Raw genomic sequence first — 20,921 nt, 5'->3', positions numbered from 1 at the left:
GCCCCTACCAGATCTTCCAGCCGGCGCGGTTCTCGGCCCAGAGCTTATTCAGGTATTCGGTGTCGCGCAGGGTGTCCATGCAGGACCAGAACCCGTGGTGGCGGTACACCATCAGCTCGCCTTCGTCGGCCAGCTGCTCCAGCGGCCCGTACTCCAGGTCGCAGGAGTCCTCGGCGCGCACGCGCTCGAAGATGGCCCGGTTCATGACCATGTAGCCGCCGTTGATGTATTTCTCCGCGCCCAAGCCGGGGCCCTCTGGCTTTTCGTTGAAGCGCGCCACGCGGTCGCCCTCGATCTTCAGTTCGCCGAAGCGCGAGGCCGGGTTCACGCCGGTCAGGGTGACCATCTTGCCGTGGGCCTTGTGGAAGGCGAGCAGGGCGTCGATGTCGACATTGGCCACGCCGTCGCCGTAGGTCAAAAGAAAGGTGTCGCCCTTGACGTACTTTTCCACCTTCTTGAGGCGCGCGCCCTTGAGGGCCTTCTCGCCCGTGTCGGCCAGGGTGATCCTCCAGCCGCATTCCTCGTGGCAGGAGTGCAGCTGGGCCTTCTCGGGCTTGCCCAACTCGATGGTGACGTCGTTGTTCATGGCCTCGTAGTTGAGGAAATAGTCCTTGATCATCTCGCCCTTGTAGCCCAGGGCCAGAACGAAGTCGGTGTGCCCTCGCGTGGCGAAGATCTTCATGATGTGCCACAAAATGGGGCGCGGCCCGATGTTGACCATGGGCTTGGGCCGGAACTCCGTTTCTTCGCGCAGGCGGGTGCCAAGCCCGCCGCAGAGGATGACGACTTCCATGAGGGTATCCTTGTGTGGGTCTGGGGCGCTAGTCCTTGACGCAGCGCAGGTAGCCGCGCGGAGCCATGCTCACGGCGAGCTTGGCGTCCATGGCCTCGTCGATGACGAAGCGGTCGTTTGTTTGCAGAAAGGCGTCCACCGCGGTCATGGGATTGTCGCCGATGCCCCAGGGCCGGTCCGGGTAGAAGTCGCCGGGCATGTTCTCCACAACGGTGTCGAAGACCACCAGCCAGCCGCCCTTGCGCACCAGGGGCGAATAAAGCTCCAGCTCGCGCAGCACATGGGCGTGGGTGTGGTTGGAGTCAAGCACAACCAGGGGGTTCTTGCGGCCTTTGATGGACTCGCGCACCTGGGCGGCGATGGCGTCGTCCACGCTGGAGCCCTGGATCATGCGGATGTGCGGGGCCATGGGGTGAGCCTCGATGGCCGCGCGGTTGTGCGCGCGGATGTCGATGTCCACGCCGACCACGTAGCCGTCGCCGCCGAGCATGCGCAACAGCGAGGCCGAGAACACGAGGCTGCCGCCGTGGGCGATGCCCGTCTCCACAATGACGTCGGGCTGCATGTCCCAGACGATTTCCTGCATGGCGACCATGTCTTGGGGATACTGGATGATGGGCCGGCCCATCCACGTGAAGTTGTAGGAATATCCGGCGGTGGTGGAGGCGACGGTGAAGGCCTGGGCCGTTTCCTTCAACTTCTGGTCCGTGCCCATTTTGGCTATGCGCTCGGTCCGTTCCTTCTTGAACTGCTCGGTCATGTCCGTCGTCGTGTCCACGGCCTCATCCTTGCTGGCGTTTGCGGTCATAGTTCTTGGTCCGGGCTCGCAGCCAGGGCTGCGGCAAGTTTTGCGGTGTCGGCCCAGAAGCGCATGGGCTCGTAATCCGGGTAGGGGTAATGCCCAAGGTTGAGCCCAAGGTCTGCGCCGCGCCGGCGCAAATGCGCCTCCACCAGGGCGCGCACGGTCACCGGGCGGCCGCTGGCGCAGTTTATGACGCCCGTGACGCGGTCCTGCAAGGCCACGCGCGCCAGCAGGTCTGCCACCTGCGTCACGGAAAGATAGTCGCGCACCTGTTCTCCGCCGGACATATCGAATGTCGTTGCGCCCGAATTGATAGCCCGGTCAAGTTGGGAGAGCAAGGATTTTTCAGACTGGCCTGGGCCGTGCATGTAGAACAGCCGGGCCCATTGGAGGGTTGCGCCACGGGCCGCGCAGACGGGTTCGAGGGCCAGGCGCAGGGCGTTTTTGGCGCGGCCATAGGCCGTGACCGGAGCGCAGGGCGCATCCTCGGCCAGGGCGCCCTCCTGCAGGCCGTATTCCAGGCAGGTGCCCGTTACCAGCAGGTGCCGCGCCCCGTGCTCCACAAGCCGCGAGAGGAAGGCCAGATGCCGCGGCAGCACTTCCGTCACCTGGGACTCGGCCTTGTAGTTGGGCAGGCCCTCCCAGGCCAGGTGCAGAATGCGCCCGTGCCCGGCCAGCATGTCCATCTGCCCGTCGGAAAGGTCGGCGATGTCGCCCTGGATGACCTTGGCCCGGCCATGCCAGGGCATGGCCTCGGCCTTGGCCGCGTCGCGGCACAGGGCGCTGACGTCGCAGCCATGCGCCAGCAGGGCCTCCACCACATGGCGGCCCACAAAGCCCGTGGCCCCGGTGACGAGCACCCGCAGCGGCTCTTCCGCGTTCTGCTCCCCGTGTTGCCGCGCGCCTGTCACTGGCACGCCGTCCTTTTCGCTTTGGCCATCGTTTTCCCCCTTACCCGCGCGTGGCCGTGAGCCGCGCAAGAATGTCGTCCAGCTCCGCCCAGGCGTCCGCGCCCGCCGGAGCCAGATAGGCCGCAAGCTCGGCCTGGCGCAGGCTGTCGGCCTCGCGCCGGGCGCGCGCGGCCAAAGGGGGCACCAGGGCATGCAGGGCCCGCCGGAAATATTTGGGCAGCTTGCGCACAAAAGGCCTGCGCGGCCGGTGCTGGCAATATCCGGCGATGAATGCGGCCAGGGAGGCAAGCACCGCCTGGCGCGCCTTCTGCGGCGCAAGCTTGGCCGTGTCCGCCAGGGCGGCGGAAAGCCGCGTTATGAAGCGCCCGTAAACCTCGCGGTACTGCGGGGCCGTGCTGACCACGGCCAGGCTGTCGTTCTTGGTCCCGGCAAGGTCCTGGCTCGGCACGATGTCGCGCACGGTGTGCAGGGTGGGCAGAACCGCCACCTTGCCCAGAATGGCGGCGGCCACGCCCAGGGCCAGCTCGCTCGCGGCATAGAAGCGTTCCGCCTCGTGCCCGGGGCCGAAGGCCAGGCGCGGCACCGCCACGCGCAGCACGGCGTAGAACAGCGGCACGTAGGGCCTGTTCAACTCCAGCAGCCGCGCCACGGGATCGTCGCTCATGATGCCCGCCCGGTGCGTGTCCCGGTAGCAGGGCTCCACCAGCGCGCCGGCCTTGCCGCGCACCACCCGCAGGTAATGGCCGTGCGCGCCGCAGTGGTCGGGGTGCCGGTCGAGGAAGTCCGCGCAGCGCAGAATGCTCGCCGTGGAGGTGAAGTCGTCGTCGGCGCAGAGCACGCAGTAGGGCGTGTGCGCCAATGCGGCCAGGCGCTGGAGTTTGGCCTCAAAGGGCACGCTGGGAAGATGCAGGTAGCGCACCTGCGGAAAATCCCCGGCTTGGGCAAAGGGCTCTGGCGAGGAATCGGCCACGATGACGGGCAGGCCGCTTGGCGCGTAGTGCGCCAGGGCGCGCGCCAAAAGTTCCGGGCGGCGGTGGCTGGGAATCAGGATGGTCACGCGGGCGTCAGACATATCCGTGAAGTATGGCCGAGGCTCCGGGCTTTGTCAAAACAGCCGGGGCGCCCCGGCCTTGCTCCCGTCCTCCCGCCCGCTCTTTTCCCCTCATTCTCCTCCCATTACCCCCATCCCGGCGCTTTCCCGCCATTACAAGCGAACAGGCTCTTCCGGCGGCTTTGCGCGGAAGAGCCTGTTCGCTTGTCTGGGGAGTCCAGAGGGCCCCGTGCCCTCTGGCGGGGTTCCAGGGGCAGCGCCCCTGGATTCTCCGGCGACGCCGACGGGGGAGCCTGGATGCGCCTCCGGCGGCCGGGGGCTGGCCGCCCCCGGACCCGGCGAAAGGGACGCTGGGTTGTTCTCACTGCCCGAGGTCGGCGTCTCTGGATTCTCCGGCGACGCCGACTGTGGGAGCCTGGATGCGCCTCCGGCGGCCGGGGGCTGGCCGCCCCCGGACCCGGCGAAAGGGGAGCGGAATCGTTCCCTCCGCTGGAGTCCGGGGAGGGGGCGCTCCAGGGCATGCAAGGCTTCTAGATAGGCGGGGTGATGGTGACCAGCACGCGCAGGTCCGTCACCGCGCCCACGCCGTGCTTGGTGGCGATGGGGCAGATGAGCGTGTCGCCCGGCTTGGCCGGGATCTTGCCGTCGGCGGAGAGGAACTCGCCCTGGCCTTCCAGAATGGTGAGCACCAGTTCGCCCTCGATGTTGTGCGAGTGCAGGGGCAGGCCTTGGCCAGCCTTGAAGTTGAAGTTCAGGACCTTGGCGAATTCGCTCTCGTGCACCACGGTGATGCTGGGGGCGTTGTCCTTGAAGGTGTTTTCGAAGAGATGCGCGATCTTCATGATGCTTCTCCTTACTGTTGTTCCTTCGCCGTTGAGCCCCTGCCAGCGCAGGGCCGGGATTACAGGCCCATGGGCTTGAGGCCGCCGGGCGCCTCGGTCTGGATGCGGCCGTCGCGCGTGATGACGATGGTCTCCAGGGGCACGTTCTTGCCCGCGGCCGCCACGGCGCGCTGGGCTATGGCGGTCATGCCGTTGCAGCAGGGCACTTCCATCTGCACCACGGTGATGTCCTTGATGGCGTTGCTGGTCAAAATATCTGCCAGTTTCTGGACGTAGGCGGCCGCGTCGTCGAACTTGGGGCAGCCCAAAAGCAGCACCCGGCCGGCCAGGAAGCGCTCGTTGAAGTCCGGAAAGGACGGCGGCACGCAGTCGGCCGTCAAGAGCAGGCTGGCGTTTTGCAAAAACGGCGCGGTGGGCGGCACGAGGCGCAGCTGGATGGGCCAGTGCGTGAGGTTCGACACCCCTGCGGACTGCTGCCGGGGCACGTTGGCCTGCTGGCAGGGGGATGCGCCGGCCTGGGGCGCGCGCTGGTTCATGCTCATGACCCTGCTGCCGGGACAGCCGCCGTGGGGCTTCGGCGCGGAACCGCCAAGGCCAAGGCGCAGGCTGGCCGGGTCGGGCATGTGGCCGGGCACTTCGCGTCCTTGGGCCTTCAGGTGCCGGGCCACGGCTTCGGGATCAAAGTCCTCCACCTCCACCTCCACAACCTTGAGCGCGCCGGTGGGGCATTCGCCCAGGCACGCGCCCAGGCCGTCGCAGAACACCTCGTTCACGAGCTTGGCCTTGCCGTCGATGATGGCGAGGGCTCCCTCGGCGCAGCCGGTGACGCAGTTGCCGCAGCCGTTGCAGAGTTCCTCGTTGACGGTGATGAGCTTGCGGGTGGCTTTCATGGTCGGTTCCTCTTGGAAGTGGCGCGGGGGCGTTCGCAACCCCCGCGCCGGTGGAGTGTGGAAGCAAGGAGCAATGCTAAATTAGGAATGATTCTCGTTTTGGCAAGGCTAGCCGAGAATGGCCTTCAGGTCCTCGTCCGGGGTGGTGATGGGCTTGATGTCAAAGGTCTTGACCAGGAAGTCCAACACGTTGGGGGTGACGAAGGCCGGGAGGCTGGGTCCAAGGCGGATGTTCTTGATGCCGAGGCTCAGCAGGGTGAGCAGGATGGCCACGGCCTTCTGCTCGTACCAGGACAGGATCATGGACAGAGGCAGCTCGTTGACGCCGCAATTGAAGGCCCCGGCGAGCGCCAGCGCGATCTGGATAGCCGAGTAGGCGTCGTTGCACTGGCCCACGTCGAGCAGGCGGGGAATGCCGCCGATGTCGCCCAGGCTCTTGTCGAAGAAGCGGAACTTGCCACACGCAAGGGTCAGGATGATGGTGTCCTTGGGGGCCTTTTCCACGAACTCGGTGTAGTAGTTGCGGCCGGGCTTTGCGCCGTCGCAGCCGCCCACCAGGAAGAAGTGGCGGATCTTTCCGGCCTTCACGGCGTCGATGACCGTGCCGGCCACGCCCATGACCGTGTTGCGGGCAAAGCCCACGTTGACGCTCACGCCTTCCACGTCGTCGGTGAAGCCGGGCAGCTCAAGGGCGCGCTTGATGACCGCGCTGAAGTCCTCGTTGCCCACGTGCACCGCGCCGGGCCAGCCCACAAGGCCGGTGGTGAATATGTTCGGCAGATAGCTGGCCGCGGGCTTCTGGATGCAGTTGGTGGTCATAAGCACCGCGCCGGGGAAGGCCGCGAACTCCTTGATCTGGTTCTGCCAGGCCGTGCCGTAGTGGCCGTAGAAGTGCTTGTAGGCCTTCAGCTTGGGGTAGCCGTGGGTGGGCAGCATCTCGCCGTGGGTGTAGATGTCGATGCCCTTGCCCTCGGTCTGCTTGAGCAGGGTCTCCAGGTCCTTCAGGTCGTGGCCGGAGACGAGGATGCACTTGCCCTTGCGGTGGCCCAGGGGCACGGCGGTGGGCACCGGGTGGCCGTAGGCGCCGGTGTTGGCGGCGTCGAGCAGCTCCATGGCCTTGAGGTTGGCCTTGCCGCAACGCATGGCCAGGTCGACCCAGGCGCCCAGGTCCAGGTCGGTGCGCAGGGCGCTGGCCAGGCCTTCATAGATGTACGCGGCAACGCTGCCGTCGTACTGGCCCAGCAGCGCGGCGTGGTCGGCATAGGCGGCGACGCCCTTGATGCCGTAAAGCACGGTCTGCTTCAGGGACTGGATGTCGGCGTTGGGGTCCACGGCGTTGATGGCGTGGGCCTCGCCCTGGGCCACCAGTCCGGCGATGTCGGCGGCGGGGGTGAACTTCAGGCAGTCGCAGTCGGAGATGACGCCCAGGGAGCCGACGCGGGCGGTCATGCACTTGCGCAGTTCAACGGCCTGGTTGATGAGCGGCACGAAGCGAGCGGCGTCGAAGTTGACGTTGGTCAGGGTGCTGAACACGGCCTTGTAAACGAAGAGGTCGGTGTCCTTGTCCTGAATGCCTTTCTTGGCGGCTTCAAACGCCACCACGGAAAGACCCTGGCAGGCGTAGATCAAGAGGTCCTGAAGGGCGGCGACGTCGGGCTGCTTGCCGCACACGCCGATCTGGGTGCATCCGGTTCCTTTGGCGGTCTGTTCACACTGGTTGCAAAACATGGTCTGCCTCCTGGTTGGAAGTGGATTGTTTTCGTCCATGCCCTCCGTGCCGGAGGGGGAGCCCGGTTGGCCGTGCTCACAGCATAGGGAATAGGACAATCCTTGCGGCCTTTCTTTGACTTGTGTCAATGGGCGCTGCTTTTTATGAAAAAAACCGCCCGAGGCTGGAGCCAGGGGCGGTTGTAACGATCGGAGACGAACAAAACCAGGATGTTGGCTAACGCGCTTTCGGCTCCTGCCTCGTTAAACAATGCACCGTGCCCAGGCCCCACACCAGGTCCACGGCGTGGATGCCGACCACGGGCCGACCGTTTTTGCCGCCGAAACATTCCGCGAGGATACCCAGCGCGATGCGGTCGTTCGCGTCGTTGAAGGTGGGCACCAGCACGCAGGCGTTGGTGATGAGGAAATTGGCGTAGCTTGCGGGCAGGCGCAGGTCGTCGAAGAAGAGCGGCGCGGGCATGGGCAGGCGCACCACCTGCGGCCGCGAGCCGTCCTCCAGCCTTGCCGCTTCCAGGCGCTCGCGGTTCTCCTCAAGAATGGCGTGGTTCGGGTCCGCCGGGTTCTTCTCCTCACACAGCACCAGGGTGCGCGCGTCGGTGAAGCGGCAAAAATCGTCCACATGGCCGTGGGTGTCGTCGCCCACAATGCCGTTGGCCAGCCAGATGGTGTTCGGGGCGCCCATGCTTTTGGCGAAAACGGCCTCGTAGTCCTGGTGGGTGAAGCCGGGGTTGCGCACCTGCACTTCCGGGTCCAGGCAGCATTCCTCGGTGGTGACGAGGCTGCCGCGCCCGTTGATGTCGATGGCGCCGCCCTCGAAGGTGACGAGCCGGCCCTGATGCTCCACCGGGGCATAGGCCATGCCGAGCGCGCTGGCCACGGCCTGCGGCACGCGCGCATCGAGGTGGTATTCCGGGTATTTGCTCCAGGCGTCGAAGCCGAAGCCGGACACGGCGATGGCGCCGCCCGCCTCAACGAAGCAGGGGCCGCAGTCGCGCATCCAGCCGCGGTCCGTGGGGATGCGGAAGAAGTCCACGCGGGCGAGGTCCACGGCGGCCTTGGCCAGCTGGCCGCGGGCGCGCTTCTCCACCGCGGCGTCGGCCACCAGCACGCGGGCGCGCTCGCTCCCCGGCGCGTTGGCGATCTTGCGGATGATCTCCGCAAAGGCCCAGGGCATGGGCGCAAACTTGCCCGGCCAGTCGCGTGGGGCTTGGGGCCAGGTTATCCACGTGGCGGCGTGGGGCTCCCACTCCGCGGGCAGGCGCAGGCTTGGGGCGGCGCTCATGTTCCGCGCCCCGGCTACTTCTTGCCTTTTTTCTTCAGGCGGTCCTGCAGACCCTTGATGAGAATGGGCCAGCACAGGGTGGCGTCGGCATGCACCTCGGCGAAGCGCCCGCCCTCGGCCGGGGGCACGAACTTGCCCCAGCTGATGCCCTCCTGGTAGGTGCAGCCGGAAAGACCGCCCCAGTGCACGGGCTCCGGGCAGATGCGGATGGCGTAGGTGAAGCGGCGCTCGGGCAGGTCGCGCTCCAGGCGGTCGCTCATGACGTCGAAGAACGGGCCGATCTGCTGCGCCCAGTTGCGGGGCACGCCGCCGCCGATGGTGAAGATGGCCATCTTCTTGGCGCCGAACATCTTCTTGGAGTAGCTGAACAGGTCCATGAAGGGGTTGAACTGGAAGGGCAGGGCCTCCGGGCCTTTTTCGCCCAGCAGGTGGCCGAAGTCCTTGGCGAGCACGCTGCAGGCCACGTCCAGGGCCAGCTCGGAGTCGGTGAAGGCCGGAATGTAGACCGGCACGCCCTTCTTGTAGGCGCTCTTCAAAATGCCGGGGCCGTTGTACTTCTCGGAAAGATGCTTGCCGATGGCCTTGCAGATGAGCTCGCTGGACAGGTGGGTGACTTTCTCCACGTCCATGAGCTGGTGCATCACCTCGCGCACCACGAGTTCGGCCTGGGTGAAGTTGGCCTCGGGCTCCAGGGTGTCGTACACGCGGTTGTAGCCGGCGTCGAACAGGGCCTTGTCGTTCATGTCGGCGTCGTACTTGAAGTGCTTGAGCCCGATGGACTCGATGAAGCCGTGGGCCATGAGCGCGCCGGTGGAGACCACCACGTCGAGCCAGCCCTCGTCGATCATCTTGATGAGCAGCTTGCTCTGCTTGGCCACGGTCATGGCGCCGGAGAAGGTGCCCACGACCACGCAGTCCGGGTCGCTGACCATGGCTTCAAGAACGTCGAGGGCCTCGCCCAGGCTGCGGCCGCCAAAGGCGGTGCGGCCCATGGCGGTCAAGAGTTCGTCAAAGTCGCCAATGGCGTCCGGGTCGAGTGTGGTCAGCGGGGTCAGCTGGTCTTTGACGCCGTCGTGCAGGGTGCGCTTCATGGTGGACATTCGAGCTTTCCTTATGACAGAGCCTCCCGCTCCCTTGACCGGAAACGGGAGGCCCTTTCGTGGTTCTGTTTGGGGGCGGCTTACAAGATGAAGACGACGGCGGAGACCGTGGTCGTCCACATGTTGGTGGCGCCCATGGCGGAAATGGGGGCGGAGAGGGAGTCGATGATCTTGCCGCTCATGAGGTAGACCTCGCGGCGCTCGTCGTAGCCGATCTCGGGGTCGAAATCGACGCCCAGGGTGGTGGCCAGCATGGTGGAGGCCAGGTCCTCGGCGAAGTCGCCCAGTTCCTTTTCTTCTTCACCGAAGCTGTGGTGCTCGGAGATGTATCCGTAGTGCTCTTTGTCCGAGGGGATGGCCATGCCCACGGCGCTGCCGACGAGGCGGCCCTTCTCGTTGGTCTGGTTGCGGGCCATGACGCAGAAGGTGACCTGGCCGGGGTGCAGGCTCTTGACGCCTTCTTCCAGGCTCACAAGCTCGCAGTTGGGCGGATAGATGCTGGAGACGTAAACAAGGTTCTGTTTTTCGATGCCGGCCTCGCGCAGGGCCAGCTCGAAGGATTGCAGCTTGTTTTTGTGGACGCCTACGCCTTTGGTGAAAAAGGCGCGGGTAGGAACCATGGGGTAGTTGGCCATGTATTGACCCTCCTGGGCTTGGGATAACGCCGGGTGTCCCGACGAATGACGCCATATATTTTTTTGGAAGGGCTGGCTACTATTAAATTGGCCGGGCCGTGGCAAGCACACTCCGCGCGCCACACCGGGGCCGTAAGCCAACCTTCCGATTATCCTGCTATAAGTTTCAGCTGGCCGCAGGCCGCGGCGATGTCCTGGCCCATGCTGCGGCGCAAGAAAGTGGTGATGCGCTTGCTGCGCAGGTAGTCCTCAAAGGCCAGCACGTCGGCCTGCTGCGGCGCGCGGAAAGGCGCGGCGATGCCCGAATCCGGGGGCGGCGGATTGTAGCCGATGAGGTTCACCTTGCAGCGGCGGTGGCCCAAAAGCTTCACCAGCTGCTTGGCGTGGGCGATGCTGTCGTTCACCCCGCCGAGCATGATGTACTCGTATGTCACGCGCTCGCGCGGCTTGATGGGATAGCGGTCCAGGCAGGCCAGCAGCTCGTCCAGGGGCACGCGCGCGGCCTTGGGCATAAGCTTTGCGCGCAGCTCTTGGGTCGGCGCGTGCAGGCTTATGGCGGGCACGGCCAGGCCGGAGTCGCCCAGGATCTTGAGCCCGGCCGGAATGCCCACGCTGCTCACCGTGGCTCGGCGCGAGGCGATGGAGATGCCCTCGGCGCTGCCGAGCGTCTCCAGGCTGCGCAAAAGTTCGGTCAGGTTCATGAGCGGCTCGCCCATGCCCATGAACACCAAGTTGCGCACGGTGGGCAGCCCGGCCTGCGCCAAATGCGCGCGGCCCACCAGAATCTGCCCCAATATCTCGCCCGCGGTCATGTTCCGCGTGAGGCCCAGCTCGCCCGTGGAGCAGAAGGCGCAGGCCATGGCGCAGCCCACCTGGGTGGACAGGCACTGGGTGTAGTGCGGCCCCATGGGAATGAGCACTGTTTCGATGCGTTCGCCATCGGCCAGGCGCAGCAGCAGCTTGATGGTGCCGTCCACGCTTTGGCGCACCACGTCGATCTGCGGCCGGTCGAGGCTGGCGCGCTCCGCCAGCTTGGCCTTGAGGTCCTTGGAAAGGTTGGTCATGTCGCCGAAGCCGAGGGCGCCCTTGTGCCATATCCAGTGCCAGAGCTGGTCCGAGCGGAAGCGCGGCTGCTTGAGCTCGTCGACCACAAAGGCCTCCAGCTCGGAGCGCGTCAGGTTCAGGAGGTTGGTCCTGGGGCGTGTATCGGCGGCGTTGGTCATCACGCAAGCATGTACCAGCACCGGGGCGGATGCACAAGCGGCCGCCGGGGCTCGGCTCCGCAGGTGGGCCCGGCCCCGGCATCCGTGACCACGCGGCCGTTTTCGGCAATAAGGACGCCGTCGGGATACGGGGCGTCGTCCGTCCCGCGTCCCTGTTCCCCGCCGCCGCTCCCGCCAGCCTCGCCGTCCTGCCTCGCCGTCATGCGCCGCGCCTAGCGTTTGGTCTTGGGGCGCTCCCAGGATTCGTTTCTGGAGTTGTACTCCAGCCCGCGCTCCATGGTCGTGATGCTGAGCCCGCGCAGGCCGACGCTGACCCGGTGGCGCGAGGCCAGGAAAATGAGCTCCCCGTTGTCGTTCGGATATGCATATTGCGCCGTCATCTGTGTGACAAAGCTCGCCTCGACATCATCCTGGCGAGGAGCCTCCAGAAGCTTTTCGAACTCCCATCCAAAGGGCCGCATGGGAAGAAAGTAGACAGCCGCCCGGTTCGGTTCGCTCATGTCGCAAACCGTCAGGATATGCGTGTTCATACTGACATTCCAGGGGTAAGTGGCACCTGATGCCTTTGCGGGGAGATGGTCATCCCCTTGGAATACCTTGTAGGACTTAACCATGAGTCCATCTCTTTGAACCGTGTGTTGGGCAGCTAACCGGACGATCAGCTTGAGGGAGTCGTTCATGAACAGGCTTTCGCCCAGGGGCTGCGCATCGAGATATCGTTGCTGGTCTGTCCCTTCCCGCCGCAATTGCGCCGGGTTGGTCTCCAGATCGATCTCCATGGTGTCGGTTTTGACGCCGACGCCGTGGAGCGTGGTGACGCGGTCGACGCGGTAGCGCTTGGGATTGGGGGCCGCGGTTGAGGATTTGTGTCCGGGAACGGGCCGCAGGTTTCGCCATCCCGCCGCCACCGGGCCGCTCCAAAGCTGCGAGGGTGAACGGCTGTCCCAGAGGTCTTCCACAAAGCCCACATACAGGCGTTCGCCCGTGCCGCTCGGCTCCGGAACCGAAAAAATGCTGACCCATGCCCTGTATGGACCGAGCATATGCACTTCGTGCGAGCCGGTGCAGACGATGCGGCGGGCAAGGGGATCATCAAGTGCGAAGGGCGGTTTCCTCTCCCACTCCGCCTGGGCGGTGGCGGTCAAGCTTGAGAGCAGGAGACAGAGGAGGAGGATTCGACGCATCTTGAACTCCTGATTCAGTTTCGAAACACATTGATGTGATAGTGGTTTTTGTGAGCGTTGAGCAAAGCGGGGTCCTTTATGGGCACCCACTTTCCGTCCAATCCTTTGTTCCACCCACCATTCGGCCCAATGAATTGGTTGACGCTCTCGTTATTCTTCGCCCACTCTTCGATGTTGGCTGCGGCCTCATTTGCCCGCTTGCCCTCTGGCGTCTGCGTCCTCTCCAAATCCTTGCCGCCCGCACCGATGCCGCGTCCGTCTTCATTCCAAGGCCGTCTGCCGTTTCTGCTTGCGAACATAAAGAACCGCCAGTGCATTTGCAATGGAGTATAGCTTGCTCTTTTTGCGGTGGAGAAAATGAACATGATTTGGTCGGTGAAAAGAAAAAAAAGCGGGTTGACAGCATGTTGCGGCGGCGGGCCGAAGGCGGCGCGTAGTGACGGGCATCGCCGCTTCCAGATCGCAACGCTTGCTCCAGCAGCGTTGCCGCCAAGGCCGTCGTTGACGGGCCAACCCCGCGCGTTGCTTGGTCTCGGCCGCACTGCCGCCTCTCCCGCCGTCGAAGCGCCGCCGGCGCCCCTTCCCTGGCGCGCTGTTTTGGCGTAGGGCATGGCCCATGAACCGCGCCGAAGAACTCTCCAAACGTCTTGCCGATGTGAAGCGCCGCATGGCCGCCGCCTGCGTGCGCTCCGGCCGCGCGCCCGAGAGCGTGCGCCTGGTGGCCGTGAGCAAATTCCACCCCGCCTCCGATGTGGCGGCCCTGGCCGCAGCGGGCCAGCGCGACTTCGGCGAGTCTTACGCCCAGGAGGCCCTGGCCAAGCAGGACGCCTTGGTGGACCAGGACATCCTCTGGCATTTCATCGGCGGTTTGCAGACCAAGAAGGCCCGGCAGGTGGTGGGGCGCTTCGCCCTCATCCACAGCCTGGACTCGGAGAAGCTGGCGCGCGAGCTGGCCAAGCGCGCCCGCGAGGAGCGCATCCTGCAGCCCGTGCTCATCGAGGTGAACATGGGCGAGGAGCAGAAGGCCGGGGTGGAGGAGAGCGATCTCATCTCCCTGGCGGAGCTGGCCGTCTCCCTCAAGGTCCAAGGCTGCGGCCTCGACCTGCGGGGGCTCATGTGCCTGCCGCCGGTCTTCGACGACCCCGAGGAGGCCCGGCCCGCCTTCGCCTACCTGCGCGAGCTGCGCGACGACCTGGCCGGCCGCCTGGGCGTTTCCCTGCCGGAGCTTTCCATGGGCATGACCGGCGACTTCGAGGCGGCCATCGAGGAAGGCGCGACCATCGTCCGCGTGGGCACGTCCATCTTCGGGCCACGCCCCGCGCACTGAGCGGTTTTGCCCAGGCTCCGCGCACTTTTCCACAACCCCTCGCGCCGCCCGCGGCCTTCTTGATAATCCCCGGTGCGGGTGCTATCCTGCGCGGATAGTGAGTTCCGCGCGTTGGCGCGGACCCGAAGAACGTCCACACTGGAACGCCCATGCCGATTCGCCGCCGCACCCGTCTGACCACCCTGGTTCTCGCCCTGGGGCTTTGCCTGTGGGCGCAAAGCGCCTTGGCCGCGTCGCTGGTGCTCTCCAATCTGGTGGTCGACAATCAGGCGGGCGTGCTGGCCGCGCGTTTCGGCGTCTCCCTCGACTCCCAGGCCGAGCTTTCCGATGCGCTCACCAGCGGCGTCACCCTGGCGCTGACCTGCAAATGCAAGCTCACCAAGCGCGGCGGCGTGTTCTCCAGCCCCCAGGTGGCCGCGGCGGACATGGTCATCCGCGTCAAGTACGACTCCCTGACGAAAGAATACCTGATGCTTTTGCCCGGCCGCGACGCGCCCCTGAAGAACGTGCGGCTGGACGAGCTGCTGCGCGCGGGCTGGGGGGCGCTCTCCCTGGAGATGGGCCCCTGGAAGGTGCTGGAGCGCGGGCAGAACTACACCTTGTCCCTCGACATCCGCCTGCACCAGGTGGACATTCCCAACTGGTTCCGGCGCACCCTGTTCTTCTGGGCCTGGGATGTCGCCCCCCAGGCCTCGTACCAACTGCACTTCAAGCCTTAGGCCCGCCGTGGAAGCGCCGACACAGTCCCCCCCGGCCACTTCGACGGAAGTGCGCGAACGGCTCCGGCGCCGGCGCGAGACAAGCATCGCCATCATCGGCATCCTGGCCTTCGTGGTGCTCACCTGGGTGGAGCTCAAGCTCCTGGGCGTCAATTCCTACCTGTTCCTCGGCCTCTTCAATCTGAATTTCATCCTGCTGCTCGTGGTGCTGTTCGTGGTGGGCAGAAACGGCGTCAAGCTCATTTTGGAGCGCCGCCGCAACGTGCTGGGCTCGCGCCTGCGCACCCGGCTGGTGTCGGCCTTCATCCTGCTCTCGCTGGTGCCTGTGGCGCTCATGTTCTACGTTTCGGCCAAGTTCGTGCAAACCAGCGTGGACTACTGGTTCAAGACCCAGGTGGAAGACTCCATGGAGCAGTCCCTGGAGATCGGCCGGGCCTTCTACCTGTCCGCCCAGAACCGCGTGGAGCAGCGCGGCCGTGAGGTGCTCTCCCAGGTGGCGGCCAACCACTACACCTGGGGCGGCAAGAACATGGACAACCATCTCACGGAGTCCATGCGCGAATACGGGCTCTCGGTCATCGGCGTTTTGAGCCCGGACGGCCGCGACCAGAACAAGCACCCCCCGCAGGTGTTCGACCGCGTCTGGGCCGAGGCCCGCACCAAGGTGGACCTGAACGACCTGCGCAAGAACCCGCGCTATGTCTCGGTCATGCTCTCCAGCGCCGGCAACGACCTCATTGTGGGCATTTTGCCCGTGGACGAAGGCAAGACCGGCTTCCTCGTGGTGGGCGAGAGCATCGGCGGCGGGCTTCTGCACAAGCTCGACCAGGTCGTGCGCGGCCTGGACGAATACAAGAAGCTCCGCAAGCTCAAATATCCCTGGAAAATGAATCTCTACCTGACCCTCGGCGTCATGAGCCTTCTGATCGTGCTCGGCGCCTCGTGGTTCGGCTTCCGCCTGGCCAAGGAGATCAGCGCGCCGGTGCAGGCCCTGGCCGCCGGCACGGAGCGCATCGCCAAGGGCGATCTTTCCGTGCGCCTGGACGACGCCGGCGACGACGAGTTCGGCTCCCTCATGCGCTCCTTCAACCACATGGCCGAGGACCTGGACGCCGGGCAGACGCGCCTGATGAACGCCAACGAGCGCATGGGCCAGCAGTACGAGGAGCTGGAGCGACGGGGCCGCTACATTGAGGCCGTGCTCGACAACATCACCAGCGGCGTCATCTCCACCGACGCGGCCGGGCGCATCGGCACCGTGAACAAGGCCGCGGAGTCCATGCTGGGCGTGCGCGCGGAGCAGTTGGTGGGGCTCAAGGCCCAGCATCTGGTGCAGGGCGAGTTCTCCGAGCTGTTGACCGAGGCTTTGAAGCACCTGGCCAAGGTGCCCGAGGCCCGCTGGACCCGGCAGATAGATTTGCAGCTGCGGGAGCGCACCGCGCGTTTTCTGGTGAACCTGGTGGGCCTGACCAACGGCGGCGTGGACGGCGGCGGCGACGGCACGGGCCTTGTGGCCGTGTTCGAGGACATCACCGAGCTGGAGAAGATGCAGCGTCTGGCGGCCTGGCGCGAGGTGGCCCAGCGCATCGCCCACGAGATCAAGAATCCGCTCACGCCCATCAAGCTTTCGGCCCAGCGGCTCTTGCGCAAGTTTTCCGGCGTGGCGCAGGACAAGAGCTTCGACGACTGCGCCGAACTCATCGTGCGCGAGGTGGAGCGCCTGCAGCAGATGGTGGGAGAGTTTTCGAACTATGCCAAGCTGCCCGAGCTCAAGCTCGTGCCGGGCGATCTTTCCGCCCTGCTCGCCGAGGTGGTGGGCACCTTCGCCACGGCCCACCGCGAAATCGTCTGGGAGCTGGACGCGGCAGCGGGCATGCCCGCGCTGCCCTTCGACGCCGAGGGCCTGCGCAAGGTCTTCATCAATCTGCTGACCAACGCGGCCGAGGCCCTGGAAGGCCACGCCGAGGGGCGCGTCAGCGTGCGCGCCGCGGCCGACCCCGCGCGCGGCGTGGCCCGCGTGAGCGTGGCGGACAACGGCCCGGGCTTCAGCCAGGAGGAGCGCGCGCGCATGTTCGAGCCCTATTTCTCGCGCAAGAAGACCGGCACGGGCCTGGGCCTCACCATCGTGCGGTCCATCGTCACCGACCACAAGGGCCAGGTGCGCGTGGAGGCGGCCAGCCCGCACGGCAGCATCTTCCTGGTGGAGCTGCCCCTGGCGTAGGCGCTGCGCCGCCGCTACCCCAGCCTACCCCATCCGGCGCAGCAGTTCCTCCTGCCGCTCCAGCTGGTCCACGAATCCGCGGGCCATGCGCTCCACATACTCCAAGTAATACCGCAGCCCCCAGGCCTTTTGCCCTTCGTCTCCGGAGGCGAAATACGCCGCGTGGAAGCGCTGATTGTCGAAGTCCTCGTAGCGCTGCACCAGGTAGCTCACGTTGTTCTGCTCGAACTGGGCCAGGAGCTGCGCGCCCGCGGCGGCGAAGGCCGGGCCGTCGTGCGCCAGTATGGTCCCCACGCCGTTCGTTATGGCGCTCCACATCTTCTTTTCGCGCGCGGTCATGGCCGCGACAGGGCCGCGTTCGAGCCGCGGCGCGGGGGCGAGGGCCGCGCGGGCCAGCCGGCGGGGCAGCAGCCCTGTGGGCTCCACGGGACAGTCCGCAATGTGCCGTATGCCCGGGCCATGCAGGATGGTCTCGGTGGTGAGGGTGACGCAGGGCACGCCGCTGGTGCGTATCTCGTCGCGCAGCCACTGGGCGGCATCGAAGAAATTCAGGGTGGTGTAGCGGGTGTTGCCGGCCATGTCCGCCACGGGCACAAGCTGGGGCCAGGCGTTGGCGAGGGGACGCTGTGCCTGCGCTTCGCCCGCGCCCTCGTGGATGCTCCCGCGCGAGTACGCGAGGGTCCAGGGGTCGGGGGAGCAGAGCTGCGCGCCCACCAGCACGCAGCGTGCGCAGCCCATGTGCCGCGCCAGCGAAAACGCCGTGGTGATGACCGAGCCGTGCAGCCGCAGGTTGCCCCTGTTGCCGAAGAGCTCCGGCATGTCGTTGCCGAAAAGGAATTTGCGGCCAAAGGTCGCGCCGCCCAGGTCCGTCAGGCAATGGGCCACCAGGAACACGTCCGGCAGGGGCGGCAGGTCCGCCCAGGACTTGGCCGTGTGCACGGAGGTGTCGTTGGCCACCACGAAATGCGGATGCACGCCGGCCGCCGCCAGGGGCTTCAGGGCGTTGTTCACGGCGATGAGCACCGCATCGTGCTGCACCCGGCGCAAATAGTCCAGCCGCTGCGGCAGGTCCGGCCCGGCGGCCACCAGCACGGCGGTCTCGCCCCGGAAGGCGCCGCGCAGGGGCCGGATGTCCGGCCAGCGCAGATACTCGGCGATGTTGTCGTAGGCGTGCTTCTGCTGGTCGTAGAACATGCCGCGGGCCATGGGCCGCATGGGCAGGCTGCGGGCGTTGCGCTGGCCGCTCAGCTGATACATGCGGTGCCGGTAGAACAGGTTCTCCACCAGACGCACCAGCCGGGCTTGCGGCGCGGGCCCGTCCTCCGGGGCGCAATGGCGCGGCGCGAAGCCGGGCAGGGCGTAGAACACGGGAAAGCCCAGGGCGAACATGGAGCTTGGCAGCAACTGGGCCACCGGCGGCGTAAAGGCGTCCGGGTCGCCCAGCAGGATCACCGCGCGCTTGGCCAGCAGCGCTGGCGGCACGCTGGCGGCGAACTGGGCCAGCCGCGTCGCGTCGTGCTCGAAAATGAGCAGCAGCGCGTCCTTGCGCTCCAGGCAGCGGCGAAAGGTCGGGGTATCGGCCGCGCCGAGAAAGACGATGAAGCGCGTCTTGGCCAGCACGGCCTCGACAGGCAGCCCGGGGGGCAGGGTCTCGTAGACCTTGGGCAGACCGGCGTCGGAGAAAGGATAGGCGTAGGCCGGGTGCTCGTATTCCCACAGGGGGACATGGACGTGGAAGGCGTGGTCGGCCAACCCCGCCTCCGACGGCATCTCTGCTCCCGCTGGCGCTTCCGGGTGCGCGCCCGACTGTGCGTCCGCCTGCGCATCCGCCTGCGCATCCGACGGGGCATCCGACGGGGCGTCGCCAGGACGTTCCCCGGCGCTGGCCGCGCCGGGCGTTTGTGTCCGCGCGCCCGGCTGTGCGCCCGGCTGTGCGCCTGGGGCGGCGAAAAGCACCCCGAGCTCTTTGAGGACGGAAAACAAGACCAGAGGGTTCATCGCATGCTCAAACCCGCAATTAGCAGACGGCCGGCAAAACAGGGTGCTCCAGCGGAGCCTCGCTGATCTTTCTGGCCACCACAACCCCCCGGCGGGAATCTTCTATGGTTGTGCTGCGCAAAATTTCAAAGCCGGAACTCTCCACCCAGTCGCGCAGGCAAGTCAAGTTCGGCACCCACCAGTTGCTCCATTCATTCTCGTACTCGCCCTTGATGTAGCAGGCCATGGGCAGGTCCGACATGTCGGCGATGAAGCGCTCTTTCCCGATCCAGGCCGTGTCGACCAGGGGGGCGCCTTCCAAAATTGCTCCCTCGACCAGCGCGATGCCTCCCATTTGCAGCACGGCGTTGATGTTCGCCAGGGCCCCCAGCGGATTCTTCAGGTGGTAATAGACCCCGAAGAAGGTCACCAGGTCGAAGGTGCCGTGCTGCTGCGGGAGCAGATCGTACACGTTGGCGCAAATGTGCCGCGTGGGCAGGCCGTTGACCTTGCACATGGTGTCGAACCCGCAGTGGGTGGGCACCTGGATGTCGAAGGCCGTGACCTCGGCCCCGCGCCGGGTCATCTCCAGCGTGTACGGGCCGTCCCAGGCGCCGATGTCGAGCGCGCGCAGGCCGGTCAGGTCGCGCACCTCCGGGTGGTCCAAAAGCTCCGGCTTGTAGCGGCACACGCCGGGGGTCTCCACGCCGGGCAGTATCTCGTAGCGGTGATACCACCAGGGCACGGCGCACAGCCGCTCAAAAACCTCCGGGGCGAGGTTTGCGCGGTGCCGCTGAAAGAACAGCGCCGCGCCCGGCAGGATCTTGCGCCTGGGAATGCCAAGGGCCAGCGCCTGCTCCATGATCTCGGCATGAAAAACGCTGGCGATGTACACCTCGTCGCAGCTGAACCGGTCCAGCTGCTCCGGGCCTATCACCGGTTTGCCGTGAAAGGTGGCGGGCCGGTTGGGGTTGTTGTCCACATAAAATTTTATTTGGTTCGCAAGCTCCGGGAGGCTCGCCAAGATCCGCTCGGCGTAGCTTCCCGTTCCCCAAATGGCTATTTCGGCCATGGCGACCTCATGTTTTGGTTACACGTCCTTGGAGTGGTTCGACTGGCTGCAGAACTCTTGAGGCGGGGGCAGAATCTTGAACTTTTCGCTCATGGGCGTGGAGCGCTTGGCCCACCACTGCTTGGCCGAAAGCCACAAGTAGTATCGCAGAGAGCATGTGAATATCTTTGGGTATTTCGCCAGCAGCCCCGGCCATTCGCGGAACTTCACCAGCTTCATGAGGAACAGGACAAGCCCCTTGCCCATGAAGATGGGGTAGAAGACGTCGTAGTTCTGCAGCACGTGGTTGATCATGGTCCAGCGGAACAGGTCGTGGGGCGGGTGGTTGTCCAGGTTGCCCACGCTGTTGATGTTGCCCAGCACGGGGTTGGAGCCGAAGTTGTTGCCGCCGTGGCGGCGGTAGCAGCCGTGGATGGTGGGCACCAAGAGCGAGTCGCCGATGAGATGGCAGAAGTGCGCGATGTAATAGTCCGCGCAGATGCGGAAGGTGGTGCCGTCCGTGGGCATGATGAGCTCCACCGTGCTGCGGCGGAAGACCATGGAGCTGGAGGTGGCCCAGATCCAGATGCCTGTTTGGAAGCTGGTCTTGCGCACGTGGCGGTAATAGCCCTTGGACTGGTGGTCCATGTGCTGGCCGCCTATTATCTCGCCCTTGCCGTTGATCTGGTACTGGTTGGAGCTGGTGAAGGCCACGGTGGCGACGCTTAAGTGCGCGCGCATGTGCGCCTCCAAGAAGTCGTCCAGAAGCACGTCGTCGGCGTCGAGCATGACCACGAAGCTGCCCGTGGCGAGCTTGAGCCCGTCGCGGAAGGCCTCCATCTGCCCACCGTTTTCCGCCCGCTGCACAAGGGTGAACCGACCCTTGGCCTCCGGGCTTTCCACATAGGCGCGCACCACCTCCACCGTCTTGTCGGTGGAGACGTCGTCGACGATGATGCACTCCCAGTTGTCGTAGCTTTGCCGCGTGACGGAGCGCAGGCAGTCCACGATATAGGCCTCGTAGTTGTAGCTGGTGACGATGAAGCTGACGCGGGGGGGCTGCATCTCCGCGCGGGTCAGGCGTTCGTCCAAAAGGGCCTGGGGCAGGGTCAGGGGCGGCTGGTCCGGCTGCACCGGCGCGCGCCGCGCAATGAGGTCGTGAATGCTCATGTCTGCTGCCTT

20 protein-coding genes are annotated in these 20,921 nt (G+C 65.8%); 3 read left to right on the top strand and 17 right to left on the bottom strand.

Annotation, left to right across the window (positions count from 1 at the left end; all coding sequences use genetic code 11):
• Positions 1 to 4 precede the first annotated feature (4 nt).
• The 14 genes from rfbF to ACYQ4W_RS11740 form a co-directional block, all read right to left on the bottom strand.
• Positions 5 to 793 carry a glucose-1-phosphate cytidylyltransferase gene (rfbF, locus tag ACYQ4W_RS11805; RefSeq protein WP_459856809.1) on the bottom strand — a complete coding sequence of 263 codons (789 nt, stop codon included), beginning with the start codon at positions 791 to 793 and terminating at the stop codon, positions 5 to 7.
• A gap of 28 nt (positions 794 to 821) precedes the next feature.
• Entirely contained in the window at positions 822 to 1,601 is a 780-nt protein-coding gene (locus ACYQ4W_RS11800; RefSeq protein ID WP_459856806.1) for a cephalosporin hydroxylase family protein, read from the bottom strand.
• Positions 1,598 to 2,512 (bottom strand): NAD-dependent epimerase/dehydratase family protein, encoded by a 915-nt coding sequence (locus ACYQ4W_RS11795; RefSeq protein ID WP_459856804.1) that lies wholly within the window; start codon positions 2,510 to 2,512, stop codon positions 1,598 to 1,600. The genes ACYQ4W_RS11800 and ACYQ4W_RS11795 overlap by 4 nt, the downstream gene beginning before the upstream one ends.
• A gap of 34 nt (positions 2,513 to 2,546) precedes the next feature.
• The gene (locus ACYQ4W_RS11790) at positions 2,547 to 3,563 is read right to left on the bottom strand and encodes a TIGR00180 family glycosyltransferase (protein ID WP_459856802.1); all 1,017 of its coding nucleotides are present in this window, start codon (positions 3,561 to 3,563) and stop codon (positions 2,547 to 2,549) included.
• 524 nt (positions 3,564 to 4,087) lie between these two features.
• Positions 4,088 to 4,399 carry a cupin domain-containing protein gene (locus tag ACYQ4W_RS11785; RefSeq protein WP_459856800.1) on the bottom strand — a complete coding sequence of 104 codons (312 nt, stop codon included), beginning with the start codon at positions 4,397 to 4,399 and terminating at the stop codon, positions 4,088 to 4,090.
• Positions 4,400 to 4,458: 59 nt separating this feature from the next.
• On the bottom strand, positions 4,459 to 5,289 hold the full coding sequence (locus ACYQ4W_RS11780) for an ATP-binding protein (RefSeq protein WP_459856797.1): 831 nt from the start codon (positions 5,287 to 5,289) through the stop codon (positions 4,459 to 4,461).
• A 108-nt stretch (positions 5,290 to 5,397) separates the two neighbouring features.
• Positions 5,398 to 7,017 (bottom strand): hydroxylamine reductase, encoded by a 1,620-nt coding sequence (gene hcp, locus ACYQ4W_RS11775; RefSeq protein WP_459856795.1) that lies wholly within the window; start codon positions 7,015 to 7,017, stop codon positions 5,398 to 5,400.
• A 217-nt stretch (positions 7,018 to 7,234) separates the two neighbouring features.
• Positions 7,235 to 8,302, bottom strand: a complete 1,068-nt coding sequence (locus ACYQ4W_RS11770) for an agmatine deiminase family protein (protein ID WP_459856792.1) — start codon at positions 8,300 to 8,302, stop codon at positions 7,235 to 7,237.
• Between the two features lie 14 nt (positions 8,303 to 8,316).
• Positions 8,317 to 9,402 carry a deoxyhypusine synthase family protein gene (locus ACYQ4W_RS11765; RefSeq protein ID WP_459856790.1) on the bottom strand — a complete coding sequence of 362 codons (1,086 nt, stop codon included), beginning with the start codon at positions 9,400 to 9,402 and terminating at the stop codon, positions 8,317 to 8,319.
• Between the two features lie 80 nt (positions 9,403 to 9,482).
• Positions 9,483 to 10,037: a pyruvoyl-dependent arginine decarboxylase gene (locus ACYQ4W_RS11760; protein WP_459856788.1), complete on the bottom strand. Its 555-nt coding sequence runs from the start codon at positions 10,035 to 10,037 to the stop codon at positions 9,483 to 9,485.
• Between the two features lie 149 nt (positions 10,038 to 10,186).
• Positions 10,187 to 11,260, bottom strand: coding sequence for a dual-specificity RNA methyltransferase RlmN (gene rlmN / locus ACYQ4W_RS11755; RefSeq protein WP_459858540.1), 1,074 nt, complete (start codon positions 11,258 to 11,260; stop codon positions 10,187 to 10,189).
• Positions 11,260 to 11,463 (bottom strand): hypothetical protein, encoded by a 204-nt coding sequence (locus tag ACYQ4W_RS11750; protein ID WP_459856786.1) that lies wholly within the window; start codon positions 11,461 to 11,463, stop codon positions 11,260 to 11,262. The genes rlmN and ACYQ4W_RS11750 overlap by 1 nt, the downstream gene beginning before the upstream one ends.
• 9 nt (positions 11,464 to 11,472) lie before the next feature.
• Positions 11,473 to 12,444 carry a hypothetical protein gene (locus tag ACYQ4W_RS11745; protein ID WP_459856783.1) on the bottom strand — a complete coding sequence of 324 codons (972 nt, stop codon included), beginning with the start codon at positions 12,442 to 12,444 and terminating at the stop codon, positions 11,473 to 11,475.
• A gap of 14 nt (positions 12,445 to 12,458) precedes the next feature.
• Positions 12,459 to 13,055, bottom strand: coding sequence for a hypothetical protein (locus tag ACYQ4W_RS11740; protein ID WP_459856780.1), 597 nt, complete (start codon positions 13,053 to 13,055; stop codon positions 12,459 to 12,461).
• Positions 13,056 to 13,060: 5 nt separating this feature from the next.
• Between ACYQ4W_RS11740 and ACYQ4W_RS11735 the strand changes: the two genes are divergently transcribed.
• The 3 genes from ACYQ4W_RS11735 (at position 13,061) to ACYQ4W_RS11725 (ending at position 16,711) form a co-directional block, all read left to right on the top strand.
• The gene (locus ACYQ4W_RS11735; protein WP_459856778.1) at positions 13,061 to 13,771 is read left to right on the top strand and encodes a YggS family pyridoxal phosphate-dependent enzyme; all 711 of its coding nucleotides are present in this window, start codon (positions 13,061 to 13,063) and stop codon (positions 13,769 to 13,771) included.
• A 149-nt stretch (positions 13,772 to 13,920) separates the two neighbouring features.
• A complete protein-coding gene (locus ACYQ4W_RS11730) occupies positions 13,921 to 14,490 on the top strand; it encodes a DUF4390 domain-containing protein (RefSeq protein WP_459856775.1) in 570 nt (189 codons plus the stop codon).
• Complete coding sequence (locus tag ACYQ4W_RS11725; protein ID WP_459856773.1) at positions 14,447 to 16,711, top strand: sensor histidine kinase; 2,265 nt, start codon at positions 14,447 to 14,449, stop codon at positions 16,709 to 16,711. The genes ACYQ4W_RS11730 and ACYQ4W_RS11725 overlap by 44 nt, the downstream gene beginning before the upstream one ends.
• Positions 16,712 to 16,735: 24 nt before the next feature.
• On the opposite strand, the gene ACYQ4W_RS11720 is transcribed toward ACYQ4W_RS11725, so the two are convergent.
• The 3 genes from ACYQ4W_RS11720 to ACYQ4W_RS11710 all read right to left on the bottom strand — a co-directional run bounded on the left by ACYQ4W_RS11720 (position 16,736) and on the right by ACYQ4W_RS11710 (position 20,909).
• Complete coding sequence (locus tag ACYQ4W_RS11720) at positions 16,736 to 18,481, bottom strand: 6-hydroxymethylpterin diphosphokinase MptE-like protein (protein ID WP_459856770.1); 1,746 nt, start codon at positions 18,479 to 18,481, stop codon at positions 16,736 to 16,738.
• A gap of 247 nt (positions 18,482 to 18,728) precedes the next feature.
• Positions 18,729 to 19,760 carry a class I SAM-dependent methyltransferase gene (locus tag ACYQ4W_RS11715; protein ID WP_459856768.1) on the bottom strand — a complete coding sequence of 344 codons (1,032 nt, stop codon included), beginning with the start codon at positions 19,758 to 19,760 and terminating at the stop codon, positions 18,729 to 18,731.
• 18 nt (positions 19,761 to 19,778) lie between these two features.
• Complete coding sequence (locus tag ACYQ4W_RS11710) at positions 19,779 to 20,909, bottom strand: glycosyltransferase family 2 protein (protein WP_459856766.1); 1,131 nt, start codon at positions 20,907 to 20,909, stop codon at positions 19,779 to 19,781.
• Between the last annotated feature and the right edge of the window lie 12 nt (positions 20,910 to 20,921).

Source organism: Humidesulfovibrio idahonensis, assembly GCF_054657715.1.
Note: the sequence above shows the minus strand (reverse complement) of the source record. Positions and strands in the feature narration are given on the sequence as shown.

Coding starts and splice junctions, on each gene's coding strand:
- ACYQ4W_RS11730 (WP_459856775.1), top strand. CDS start 13,921: ATGCCGATTCGCCGCCGCACCCGTCTGACCACCCTGGTTCTCGCCCTG.
- ACYQ4W_RS11715 (WP_459856768.1), bottom strand. CDS start 19,760: ATGGCCGAAATAGCCATTTGGGGAACGGGAAGCTACGCCGAGCGGATC.
- ACYQ4W_RS11760 (WP_459856788.1), bottom strand. CDS start 10,037: ATGGCCAACTACCCCATGGTTCCTACCCGCGCCTTTTTCACCAAAGGC.
- ACYQ4W_RS11735 (WP_459856778.1), top strand. CDS start 13,061: ATGAACCGCGCCGAAGAACTCTCCAAACGTCTTGCCGATGTGAAGCGC.
- ACYQ4W_RS11785 (WP_459856800.1), bottom strand. CDS start 4,399: ATGAAGATCGCGCATCTCTTCGAAAACACCTTCAAGGACAACGCCCCC.
- ACYQ4W_RS11740 (WP_459856780.1), bottom strand. CDS start 13,055: ATGCCCTACGCCAAAACAGCGCGCCAGGGAAGGGGCGCCGGCGGCGCT.
- ACYQ4W_RS11720 (WP_459856770.1), bottom strand. CDS start 18,481: ATGCCGTCGGAGGCGGGGTTGGCCGACCACGCCTTCCACGTCCATGTC.
- ACYQ4W_RS11725 (WP_459856773.1), top strand. CDS start 14,447: ATGTCGCCCCCCAGGCCTCGTACCAACTGCACTTCAAGCCTTAGGCCC.
- ACYQ4W_RS11780 (WP_459856797.1), bottom strand. CDS start 5,289: ATGAAAGCCACCCGCAAGCTCATCACCGTCAACGAGGAACTCTGCAAC.
- ACYQ4W_RS11765 (WP_459856790.1), bottom strand. CDS start 9,402: ATGTCCACCATGAAGCGCACCCTGCACGACGGCGTCAAAGACCAGCTG.
- hcp (WP_459856795.1), bottom strand. CDS start 7,017: ATGTTTTGCAACCAGTGTGAACAGACCGCCAAAGGAACCGGATGCACC.
- ACYQ4W_RS11710 (WP_459856766.1), bottom strand. CDS start 20,909: ATGAGCATTCACGACCTCATTGCGCGGCGCGCGCCGGTGCAGCCGGAC.
- ACYQ4W_RS11770 (WP_459856792.1), bottom strand. CDS start 8,302: ATGAGCGCCGCCCCAAGCCTGCGCCTGCCCGCGGAGTGGGAGCCCCAC.
- ACYQ4W_RS11800 (WP_459856806.1), bottom strand. CDS start 1,601: ATGACCGCAAACGCCAGCAAGGATGAGGCCGTGGACACGACGACGGAC.
- rfbF (WP_459856809.1), bottom strand. CDS start 793: ATGGAAGTCGTCATCCTCTGCGGCGGGCTTGGCACCCGCCTGCGCGAA.
- rlmN (WP_459858540.1), bottom strand. CDS start 11,260: ATGACCAACGCCGCCGATACACGCCCCAGGACCAACCTCCTGAACCTG.
- ACYQ4W_RS11750 (WP_459856786.1), bottom strand. CDS start 11,463: ATGACGGCGAGGCAGGACGGCGAGGCTGGCGGGAGCGGCGGCGGGGAA.
- ACYQ4W_RS11745 (WP_459856783.1), bottom strand. CDS start 12,444: ATGCGTCGAATCCTCCTCCTCTGTCTCCTGCTCTCAAGCTTGACCGCC.